General features: G+C 63.7%; 9 protein-coding genes and 1 pseudogene. 1 reads left to right on the top strand and 9 read right to left on the bottom strand.

Annotated features, from left to right (window positions below; genetic code table 11):
- A pseudogene (locus AB0B25_RS28820) lies at window positions 1-186 on the top strand (hypothetical protein); the annotation flags it as partial.
- A gap of 378 nt (window positions 187-564) precedes the next feature.
- Here AB0B25_RS28820 and AB0B25_RS28815 read toward each other — a convergent pair.
- The 9 genes from AB0B25_RS28815 to AB0B25_RS28775 all read right to left on the bottom strand — a co-directional run bounded on the left by AB0B25_RS28815 (window position 565) and on the right by AB0B25_RS28775 (window position 11,031).
- Window positions 565-1,431, bottom strand: a complete 867-nt coding sequence (locus tag AB0B25_RS28815) for an NlpC/P60 family protein (protein ID WP_357185969.1) — start codon at window positions 1,429-1,431, stop codon at window positions 565-567.
- A 95-nt stretch (window positions 1,432-1,526) separates the two neighbouring features.
- Window positions 1,527-3,803: a hypothetical protein gene (locus AB0B25_RS28810; RefSeq protein WP_357185967.1), complete on the bottom strand. Its 2,277-nt coding sequence runs from the start codon at window positions 3,801-3,803 to the stop codon at window positions 1,527-1,529.
- 176 nt (window positions 3,804-3,979) lie between these two features.
- Window positions 3,980-6,508, bottom strand: a complete 2,529-nt coding sequence (locus AB0B25_RS28805; protein ID WP_357185964.1) for an ATP-binding protein — start codon at window positions 6,506-6,508, stop codon at window positions 3,980-3,982.
- Window positions 6,508-7,041 (bottom strand): hypothetical protein, encoded by a 534-nt coding sequence (locus AB0B25_RS28800; protein ID WP_357185961.1) that lies wholly within the window; start codon window positions 7,039-7,041, stop codon window positions 6,508-6,510. The genes AB0B25_RS28805 and AB0B25_RS28800 overlap by 1 nt, the downstream gene beginning before the upstream one ends.
- Complete coding sequence (locus AB0B25_RS28795; protein WP_357080641.1) at window positions 7,038-7,298, bottom strand: hypothetical protein; 261 nt, start codon at window positions 7,296-7,298, stop codon at window positions 7,038-7,040. The genes AB0B25_RS28800 and AB0B25_RS28795 overlap by 4 nt, the downstream gene beginning before the upstream one ends.
- Before the next feature lie 19 nt (window positions 7,299-7,317).
- A complete protein-coding gene (locus tag AB0B25_RS28790) occupies window positions 7,318-8,322 on the bottom strand; it encodes a conjugal transfer protein (protein WP_357185959.1) in 1,005 nt (334 codons plus the stop codon).
- A 66-nt stretch (window positions 8,323-8,388) separates the two neighbouring features.
- Entirely contained in the window at window positions 8,389-9,513 is a 1,125-nt protein-coding gene (locus AB0B25_RS28785) for a GAF domain-containing protein (RefSeq protein WP_357185956.1), read from the bottom strand.
- A 361-nt stretch (window positions 9,514-9,874) separates the two neighbouring features.
- Window positions 9,875-10,768: an ROK family protein gene (locus AB0B25_RS28780; protein WP_357185954.1), complete on the bottom strand. Its 894-nt coding sequence runs from the start codon at window positions 10,766-10,768 to the stop codon at window positions 9,875-9,877.
- A 53-nt stretch (window positions 10,769-10,821) separates the two neighbouring features.
- Window positions 10,822-11,031, bottom strand: a complete 210-nt coding sequence (locus AB0B25_RS28775) for a hypothetical protein (protein ID WP_357185951.1) — start codon at window positions 11,029-11,031, stop codon at window positions 10,822-10,824.
- Between the last annotated feature and the right edge of the window lie 358 nt (window positions 11,032-11,389).

Below are 11,389 nucleotides of genomic sequence, written 5' to 3'. Positions count from 1 at the left end.
GCCGAAGCGATCATCGGCAACATCGTCATCGCCATCGTCCCGGCCATCGCCGCAGCAGGCAACAACGCACCCACCAACTCCGGATCCACCCCAGGCGGCGGCTCCTCCGCCTGCGCAGACCCACCCGAGGACCCCGAACCCGCCTCCGGAGCCACCACACCACCCGGACCACCAGGACCACCCTGAGCACCAGGCTGACCAGCAACACCAGACTGACCCGACCCACCAGGAACCGACCCACCCGCAACACCCGACTGACCAGGAACCGACCCACCAGGCTGACCCGACCCACCAACTGAACCCGGAACAGCCGGCTGACCCGACCCGCCAGGCTGAACCGGCCCAGCAGGCTGACCCGGAACACCAGATGGCCCAACACCACCCGACTGATCACCGGGCTGACCCGTCCCCGACGGACCCGACTGACCCGGCGCAGACGCGCCAGGACGCGAACGCTCACTCCCCGACCGACCCGACCACGGCGTCACCGGAACAGCCGGCGCGTCGCCTTCGTGGCCGGCTTCGACTTGGGGTTCTACCTCAGTGGGTGGCATCTGTTACGCATCACATCCCGGTGCCGAGCACCCGCTTCACCCGCACGTCGTTCGTGCTCGGGACCGAGAGCGCTAGATACCTGCCGGTCGTCCCGTCGACAGTGACGACCTGAGTGGCGCCGACCGCGATCCCGACATGTGTCGGCGCATTGTTCCGATAGTCCCAGAAGACCAGATCGCCTGCCGACACCGCGGCTGGATCCACACGCTGTCCACACGCAGCCTGCGCTGCGACAGTATTCGGCAACACGACCACAGCAGCACCGTTGCTGCCCGGCTGCCCGCATGCCCGCTGGACCGAACCGCTCGACTGCCCACCTGGGTAGGGCTCCGCCGCGGCTGAGCCCGCAACGAGTTCACAGCGCCCCGTCACCTCCGCAGCGGAGGCTCGGTAGATAACCGCCCTGGTGAATTCCGCGGCATCCCCGCGGCCACCGGCCGCGTCTTGGGATCCGCCCGCCGACGCCGCCTGTCCGAGCGCGAGCTCACGCGCGCAGTCGGCGCCGAATCCCGAACTGCCGGTGAGCAGAGGCGGACTTTGGTACGGCGCGATTTTCAGCGCCGTGACGCAGGCGCGCTGCCAGTCGGAAGCGCTCGTATCGTCCGGTGCGATGGTCAGCGCCGCGTATGGGTTCGTGGTGGGCGCGGCCGAGGTACTGGCAACCGGGGTGGTCGGCGCAGCAAGGCGCGCGGCCCCGGCGGCAGGGGTCATGGCCACGGTCTGTAACGGATCCGGCCCTACCGCACTGTCGCACTGGTAGTGCAGATCAGAGGCGATCGACGACGTCGCGCCGCCGACGATCAGCACGAGGATAACGACGACTGCGAACAAGCCGCCTGTCACAACTACGGCCACGATCAACCAGGTCGGAGTCATCGAAACAATCATTGCGACAGTTATGAGTCGGTTGATCATCGATTGCCCTTCCTCGAAAGCTGACCCATCTCAAAACTGGTGATACGCGGTGCGGATCAGGTCATTCTTCTTTCTTGCGCCGCTCTAATAAAATCGGCAGGAATTTCAGCGAGCGGCCTGGTATCCGAAACGTGTGGCGGCGCGACCGCCGTTTGCCCGGTACTCGCCTTACCGTTCTGCCAATTGTTGATGTCGGACGCAACGTTGATTTCCTCGCGTAGCCGCCGTATCCGTTGGAAATCGGTCGGATTATCAGCTACCCAGTCCGTTGCCGCCTGCACCCTGAGCGCCGATTCGTTCGTTATCCATTTCTCCAATCGCTCCGCATCTCGCTTGGAAAATGGCCTTACCCCGTCTCTATGCATCCAAGTCGACGCACCAGGGTCCCCTCCTTGAGCGATCTTCTGGAGAGTATGGATATATTGTTGCGTGGGATTAGCGAGAAACCTTTCACCCTCCTCGACAAGCCCTCTAGGCAGGTTGACACCACCGGGATTATTTCTCCGAAATTTATAGGCGGCCGCTCTCAACCCATCCAGTTTGGGTCCACTCCACCCCGGATGCTCATAATCTTGCTCGAAGAGCCTGGAGGCGGCAACAACGCGTGCCAAGTGTTCCGACGGAAGGGGATCAGCCTTCAACAATTCGGTAATATCACTTTGGACCGAGGACGCCCTGAGGGCGATATTATGACCGAAGCCCGACTTTCTGAGTGCAGCATATGTGGATGTTGGGGCGCCACCGGAGGCCATGGCCTGCTCCGCCGCAAAAGCGGCAGCAAGCTGGCCGCGGGGCTGGGCACCGTGTATCCTGACGGCCCTTCCACTGCCCCTCTCCGCAAATTCACCCAAAGCGCGACGATCGTAATGAATGTTTTGCATCTCTTCACCGAACTCGCCCGCGATAGCCCACCCCAGTTTGTCCGCCCTGCTCTTGGCAAACGCGTTGGGCATGAGTGCGTCACGAATCCCGCCGGTAGCCCATGCGGTGATAGGCGAACCGCTGATGGTGCTGGCCGCCGCGAACATTGCGAGTCCGCTCATAGCGTTGCGCGAACTCGCCTGCCCCATTCCCAGGGCCGTCCCCCCTCCACCCGAACTCTTGGCATTACCACTCTGTATCGCCATCGCGAAACGATTGGAGATCCAGTCATTGCTGCTGTCGAGGCCCCTGCTCAAGCGCCGCGCCTGCAAGATGGCCACGATCTCGACGAGCGCCCCGATGACGAACACGGCCATGACTTGCCCGCGTGCCTGTTGGAACAAGCTGCCCAGAAACAGCTCATAGATACCCAGGAACATGATGAAGATGGCCATGCGTGCGGCCGCGACGAAACCATGTACCACGGAGCGGACCGTGAACGTCTGCGTTACCCCGTAGACAAATGCGCCGGCGGCGAACCCGAAGATCGCCGCGAACCCGTAATAGATCGTGTCGAGCGCAGCCCAGACGACTTTGACCGAAAGGTACGCGCCGAACAGCAACAGCATGCCCGCGGAGAACAACAGCAGAATGCCGGCTCCGATCTGACCGACGCTGGGATTATTGGCGGCCGAGTATGCGGCGCTGTCGCCACACGACTTCATCCCGTCCTTCACCCGGTCTTCATCACCAGCCATCACGCCGGCCGTCCATGCGGCCTTGCAGGACGGCTGGTTGTCCACGATATGGTTAAAATTCCAGACCTGTAATGGATAGCGCCCGAAATTGGTTGCCATGTCGGCCTGCATCTGCGCCATTGTCTGGCTCGGATTCGGATTATTATTGCCGTTCAAACCTGCCGCGACCGAAATTCCCAGGTCGCGACCCTGCACCAGCAATCCGTCCGACGACAAGACCTCGGCCAGCGGCGCGGCCAGGAACAACGGCCCCAGGATGGCGGCCACCACCATCGTCAAGACTTGCATCACGGCCTTGGCGTGATAGCCGCGCACGATGAACCACCCCACGAAGAACGCACCGATCGCCGCCGCCGTCGCCATCATCAGCGGCGTCGCGATCTGCGCCGTCAAGTTGGTGGCCACGCCACGCAAAGGCGCGCTGAACATATTCAGCCACCCGAAATCGAATGTCTGGCTGGGTAGCCATACCCCAGTTGTCACAAGGACGAGCCATATCGCGAACAGGACACTGATCAGGAGCGACAGCACAGTGTTCCCAGGGTTGAATACCCCGCCGCGATTGGTGGCGAATAGATAGCTCGAAAGTTGGACCCCCGACGTATCTTTGATATCCATCCAGCTGAGCGCGCTGTTGGGCGCTGCAACCGCTGTCAATGCGCTTGTCTGCGCAGTGCCCAACGCAACGATGAAGCCCGGAAATATGACCAGCACGAAGAATGCGATGAAAATCCATGCGGTCCAGCGTCGCCGCCGGGTCGCGAATACCCAATGACGACATCGCCGTAGCACCGCCCGTGGCCGCCAACGATCTAGATCCCATGGCTCAGGATCCCACGGCATTCCAAAGGTGGGCCCACATGGTCGAACACCCCGGTGGCCCACAGAACTCATGGCACTACCTGTCTTTCCGGTAGCGAGGCGCGAAGCCCATTGACCGAGTTCGGTGTACTCGTGATCGCTGCGGCACGGTCGGAACGCGCGGGGCCGAGCACTTTGCCGCGGCCGATACGGTTCAACGCGTCACGCATGAACATCTCGCCGCGCCGTTCTTCCGGCACCTGACGACCCGCGCCAACCGGCGGAGAGGTCTCCTCGCGCAATATCTGCAACAGGAACGGAGCCTCGTCGAGGTCGACGCCGAGCCATTCCAAACTATTGCGTGCCAGGGTCTCATCGCGCTGACGGAAGACGAACCGGTTGGGAATCAGATTGTGTGCCGCGCCTTGAAAGTCGGTGGCCGGATCGTGCGAGGCCAGTCCGATGGCGGCCAAGTGCTTGCGGCCGTCACGACTGAAGTCCGAAGTGACCGCCGAGCCGACTTGAGTTTGGGTGAAATGGTGGGCCTCGTCGCCGACCAGCAGCCCGAATCTGCCATTGTCGGTGAGAAAGGCTTCGCGGGCGGCGACACCGACCAATTCGTACAGCGCTGTCCCGAGTCGCTTCGTCAACGGCAAACGGTTGTACAGATGCGGCGTGGTGAGTTCCTCGGCCGTCGGCAACGCCAGGTGATGGCTGCGGACGACAGTCGCCGCGGCGGTGAGTTTCAGCGGACGCAACTTCGGGTCGAAGAGCACCGGGACACGCTCGACAACGGTGCCGAGTCGCGCCGCCAGATCGGCGTACTCGTCGCCGATCGCCGGGTCGTCACGGAGCCGACGGACGACGTGAAAAAGGTCGAGCAGGCTCCGGATGCCGTACTCGGCGATCGCTCTGGGCGTCAGCAGGTTGGAAGCCGCGGCGCCGGCGCCGGATGTCGGCGACAGGTCCAGCAGCGGCAGAATCGAGTCGAGCGCCCGCTCCCCCGCGATCCGGGGGGCGAACAGGCGCAGCGGATCCAGTGACACGGTCGGATTGGCGAGATCGATCACCACCGCGTCGTCGATGGCGGCGGCGAAATGCTCCCACTCGCCGACCTGACTGCGGTCGATGGCGAGGAACTGACCGCCCATGTCGTGGACGAGAACCGCCATGAGTTTGAGGAAGTACGACTTGCCGGATCCGAGCTCGCCGGTGACCGCGAACGACGCGGACAGGTCGTGCAGCGCCGCCTCCATGATGCCGAAGTGGATCGGCTCGAATTGGCCGGACAGCAGATTCACCCCGATGACCGGGCCACTGTCGTCACCGATCTGGCTGGTGGTGAACGGTACGAAACCGGCCCACATGTCGGAGGGAACGATATGCGCGAAGTCGTCGAATGCGCGGCGCGGCGGGTTGCCCGGTATCAACATCGACCACAGGTCGACCTGTGCACCGACCGGCGCGGTCATCTCCACCTGAAACCGCTTGTAGCGGCGCTTGATCGCGTTCACCGCGTCCAGAGTCGCGTCGCGCGAGGGCCCACCGATGGCGATGACGGTGGTGAACGACACTTCCGATTCGCCACCGTTGACCTCGAAGTGCTGGTTGTACTCACCGAGCATCTGCGCCTTCGACATCAACGTGTTCTGCGCGAAGGAGACTTCCTGATCACGCTGGTCCATCTGCTCGCCGAGCCGCCGCAGATTCAGCTCGTTGTTCTTCAGTACCTGCTCGGCGGGCTTGGTCGACACCCGCATCCCCCAGTCGACGGTGACGTCGCCCAGGCCCTCCAGCACGTTGAGAAACTCACTGCCGCCGGGAAAAGTCATGCCCGCATACGGAAAAGAACGGGGCGTGAGCATTGCCTGATAGGACGGCCGATATATGGAGTCCGGCTGCACCACCTTGATGACCGGAACAAATGACGGGCGGATTCGCCGGTTGCTGTCGGCCTGCGCTCCTTCATCGAGCGCCGCGGAGCGGAACACGGCCGACGTCGCGTCGTCCAACGCCCCTGCCCGGGTCGGTGCGACCGGATCGCCGACCGCGCCGCGGGACAGGTAGTGCTCCCACAACCACTGGAACAGCGCGGCGGGCACCGGAATCGGATCGAAATCCGCTCCGATTCGGGACAGGATCGTGTTCGCTTCCTCGTCGTAGGCGTCCATCTCGGCGCGCGAGATCGCGGTGGCGTCGATCGTGGTGGTGCTGCCTCGCCACACACGCGACAGTGCGGAGACACCGGAGTTGGTGGCCCCCACCGGAATGGACAGCAAATAGATCCGCGTCTGCGGCGCGATCGCCCGGACTCGTTCATACGAGGCGACCACCTCGTCCGCGTAGTCCTCGCACTCGTCCAGGTCGACGCCTTCCACCATCTTGGTGAGCACATCGATCGTGTTCAGCCGCGCCTGGATGCCGAGAAGTAGTGAACCGTTCGGCAGGTTGTTGATCAGCGCGTGATGGGCGATCTTCACGTCGTGCTTATCGCTGGCTTTGCGCAGTCCATAACCGAGCGGGTTGATGAAGTATGTCGCGGTGACCAGCCCCGAATGGGTCAGCTGGATATTGCCGCGAATCGCCGCGGTGGGCTGGAGATCTCGTCCGAATGCCATCAGCGACCTCCTCCGGATGTCCGTTCGCTACCGTTGCCGCTCATTCGATTCCGCAGGTCGGCACCGCTACCCTGAGCTCCGATCACCTCGAGCAGCCGACGATCGGTCTTGGGTGCCGCGACCGGGCGCGCATCTATTCGATCAGGAAGGAGAAGAACAACCGTCTCCTCGATGAACATGGTGTGGCGTACCGAATCCTCGGTGATGGGCATACCTGAGGCCGATACCGGCTTGCGGTAGACGATCAGCCTGCCCAGCCAGATCGCGCGTGAGGTCATGCGGACACCCGTGTACGGCACCAGCCCAAGGGTGAAGACCGCCACGATGGTCAAAGCCAGCCCGGCCACGAACGTGATCGCCGGGTTGACCGGAAAGGTCATGGCGCACACCGATGTCACCAGCATCAGTACCACCGCTCCGCCGACCTGGGGCAAGGTGTAAGGCCCGAACGGGAGTTTCTGCCCGTTCTGTGCCTTGCCGATCATCGTGGGGACACGTTTGATCGGCGTGAACACCTTGATCACCTGGGTCATCGATAGCCACCGATAGGGTGATCGGGAACGATGATGTTGGAATCAGTGCGCGCGTAGTTGACGAGGGTGGGCAGCACCCAGAAGAGAACCGCCGCGAGAACCGCCGACCCCGCGACCGCGAGGATCTTGGCCGGCGACAATCGCGACCTCGCCGCCTCGGAGATCAACACCCCCATGCTGAGGATGGTGATCAGAATCAATCCTGCCCAGCGGACGAAGATCAGCACGCCATAGAGGATGTTGCTCAGATTGCCCATCGGGCTGCCTCTTCTCGGATCAGTTCTGTGTCGCCGGCGGGATATTTGCCGACGACGAAGGTGGCGAGGTCGAAGTGGTCGGTGCTCCACCGCGCGAGTCCTGACCGGCGACCACCGCCAGCGGACTCGACAGGGCGGGAACCGGATCGATAGACACCACCTGCCACTGGCCACCGTTGCGGATCATCGTCAGCGGATAGGCCAGTGTCGCGGTGGCGCCGGTATCGGCTTTGGGGTTGATGGTGGCCAATACTTGGGCCTTCGCGCCGGTGGTCCCGCAGGCCGCGTTGTCGGCGGTGAGCGCGACCAACTCGACAGCGGTGAACGGAGCCGGTTTCAGCGCGGTGACACCCGCGTCCTGGGTGGTGTAACGGGCTACGTCACCGGCGCCCGCCAACAACGCGCCCAGGAATCCGGCTGCCACCTGAGACAGCGGCGTGTCCGCTGCGCACGGCGAGGAGTAGGCCAGCGCCAGTTCGGCGCCCTTCGCGGGTGCCGGGACCACGGCAGGCACCGACAGTGCCCGTAGGCGCCCATCGGCGATCGACACCGCGACCCGGTAGAACTGCCGGTTCTCCGGAGTCGCACCGGTTCCGGGCTTGCCGACCCGGACCGACACCGTCACCGACCAGACGTCCAGACTGCCGGTGGACACGGTACGCGAAACATAGACGACCGAGGGATCGGACACCTGCCGCGCGGAAGTCGGCAGGGCGATCTGCTGGCCGGAGCCGACGAATTCGCCCACTCGATCCTGTTGTCCCGCGACGGCGGTCAGATAAGTCACCACGAACTGTTCGGCGAAAGACCCAGCCAATTGCGAACGACCCACAATTGCGGTTGTCGAATCGTCGGACGGTGGAGGAGGACCTGAGTCGAACACACTCAGGATCGCGTGGCCACCACCGAGCACAGCCAGAACGGCCAGCACACCGACCACGATATTGTCGCGGCGGCGGCGCGCAGCCATCCGGCGAAGCAAAGCTTCACCGGAATCCGCCGGTCCGCGAACCACTGTCCTCACTCTCGAAATGGTAGAGAGGACCGACGATCCCAACCGGCCAGCCGTTCCCAACAGTGGGAATTGAGGTCAGCAGGCCGGGTTGCTTTTCATCCTGCTGGCAAGCCAATGCCGCAATTGATCGTCGTAACCGATCGGCGCGCCGCGCTGCCGCGGCTCCAGGACTTGGCGATGGGTTTCCAGCAACGGAACATCGTCGGCGGCCCGCACCATTTGCGCGATCGCGAGCTGCCTGCTCGAGTAGCCCGGGTACGGGTACAGCAGCAGCGAGGTCGGCGTGTACCCGCCGCCGTAATCGAGCAGCCGCAGCGTCACACCGGCACTGTCGCCGGACCGGAGCCGATTGCCGAGTTCCGCCAACCGTGATCGGTCGTCGGGATGGAACACGTCGATGGGCCGAAACAGATAGTCCCAACGGATCCAGGGTGCGGGATCGGTGAGCCAGTGCGAAATGCTGGTGTGCTCGAGCTGGACTACCGCCAGGTGCGTCCCGGCACGACGATGCGCCTCGCGCAACCCGATTCGCTCCAGGGTCGGCCACGCCGCGGGCGCGTCCTCCGACGTGACGTCCTCGATCAGCCACCAGGCCCCACGCGTCCGCTCGTCGTCACGGGCACGGAGGGTGATCCGCCACTGCGCGGTACGCCCGAACCCGGACGACACCGTGGTGTCGAACTGCATCCGGTCACCGGGTTTGGGTTCGTAGAGCAGGTCGAGGACTTCCGCGTGCCGATCGAAACTCGACACCCGATGAAACAGCTCCGCGATGGACATCCGGGGTACGTACTGCTCCGGCGTGCTACCGGACAACCTGGTGATGCCGCTCGGCTGCTGGATGGTTTGGGTGCTCAAGTCCCAAATGACGCCCACCGCAGGGCGAGGGACAGGCACTCGTTCGCTGACAGGGCCGAGCCACAGCCGTACCGCGTGAACATCCCCTGCCGGGCCGAAGACCGGCTTGATCAACAGCTGGTGTGGACCTGCGCCGGTCTGGATCGTCAGGTCGATGTCTTGCGCCTGCTCATGGGCCGCACGGATGGCCTCGGTCAACCGCGCGGTCGTCAGCTTGTCGTAGAGCGCGGGAACCTTCGAGAGCATGCGCTGCAAAACCCGCTGCCAGCTCGCGAACTCGCGCGGCGCATCCCCCACCGATGCCACGGACATGCAGTCGGGCGCCAACGTCTCGATAGTCACCCATGGAATCACTGCGCCACTTCGCTTCGCACTTTCGCCTGACCAGCCGTTCCTCCGGATCCACCTCAATCCGGATGAGACATCACGTGACCTAGGCAATGTACCGTTATTCAGCGGCTCAATCAACCGAACGACGGCGCCAGTTCTATGAAGTCTGCATCACTCGCATCGAGCGTCCGAGCGGATGTTCATAGTATTCACCTCGAGTTCAGTTACGTAACCCCGAGATCGGCGCGTAATCCGATGGCACATCAGGCGCACTCGACGCGATGAACTGCCTGTGACTTTCCCACGGTTGATCCGTGACGTGATCCGAACTCTCCCTCCCGAGCCGCTACGCCGCGGCGCGGCGCGGACCAGATCAAGTGTCCGATCTGGTCGCCGCAAGCACGCCGGCACCTGCGAGTATCGCGATATCACCGAGCTGAGATGGTTTGACTCGCAGTCCTGGCAGAAAGCTCAGCCTGGCGTGCGTGGCGACCGCCTCGCCGAGCGGTTTCCACAGCGCAGGACCGACTTCCGTGAGCGGGCCGCCGAGCACCACGAAATCGATGTCGAGCAATGCGGCCACCGACGCGATCGCACGACCGAGCGCGATTCCGGCCCGACCCAGTGCCGCAGCGGGAATGTCCTCGCCGACTCGGGCACCTTCGACCAATTCCGGTACCGACGTACCCGCCCAGCCTTGCCCCCGAGCCCAGCGCACCGCCGACATGCCACCCGCGACCGACTCCAGACAACCGCGACCACCACACGTGCAACGATCATCGAAGCCGGGGACCAGGACATGACCAATGTGTCCCGCGTTTCCGGTCCGTCCGACAACCGTGAATCCACCCACCGTGACGCCGCCGATGACGCGGTTGGACACATTGATGGCCAGCGCGTCCATCACAGTGCTCGTAGCACCGAAGTTTCGCTCGGCCAGCGCCAGACATACACCGTCCAGTGCGATTCTGATGGCGGCCGATGGAAACACCTTCCGTGCTGCCTCCACGATGCCGAAACCGGTTCGCCATTCAGGGACCTCGGCGGGCGCGACGACCCCGGCTGCCATATCGATCGGGCCGCCCGAGGCGATGCCGAGGGCGGTGACCTCGGCACCGCCCGCGACCTCGAGCAGAAGCTCCCGGCACCGGTCCCACGCGCCGGACGCGGGCACCGGGATCTCCCGAATGTCCTCGTCACCGACATCATCGGCCACCCGACCCGCCGCGAACCTCGATGAACCGATCTCCAACGCCAGCACCGTCATGAGTTACACACCACCAACTAGAGATCCGACATCGAAATGTCCATGCAGCATAGTCACAGACCGTCGGTTCCGGTCGGTTTCAGTGGCTGGCCGAGCACGATGTGCCTGCGCGGCGCGGGGAGAGAGGATACGGTACGCAACGGCCGCGGGCCGGTGCGGATGATGCGCATCGGGCGTTTGTGGTCGATCGGCGCGGCACGGTGGCGGTCCAGGTTCTCGATGACGCCGCCCGAGTTGTCGTAGGCAACGCCCGCCCAGATCATCGCGCGGGGACCATCGCCACGAGCTGTGAGCGTTTGAGCGAGTTGGCTGCACTGTACGAGTAATGGGCAGCTCTCGCAGGTGCGTACTGCTGACCGCCAGGCATCCGGACTTCCGGTGTCCATGTCCCAGTTGTCTGGGACATCGGCGCAAGGTGGGCGCTGGTTCGACTTTGCCGGAATCGACGAGATCTTCGCTGTCGCAAGAGATCCCGTGTCCATCGGAAGGGTTCGCGTAATGCTCATAGCCATCTCCGGGGATGCCGAGGGCACGCCTGAAACAGGTGCGTGTCCCATGGATCGGACGGTCATCAGGGCTGCTCAACAGTCCCCGGAACCCAGCCGCGATAAGCTGGTCTAC

This window comes from Nocardia sp. NPDC049190, from assembly GCF_040648115.1.
Taxonomy (GTDB): Bacteria; Actinomycetota; Actinomycetes; order Mycobacteriales; family Mycobacteriaceae; genus Nocardia.
The sequence above is the reverse complement of the archived record's forward strand: the minus strand, read 5'-3'. Positions and strand labels throughout refer to the sequence as shown.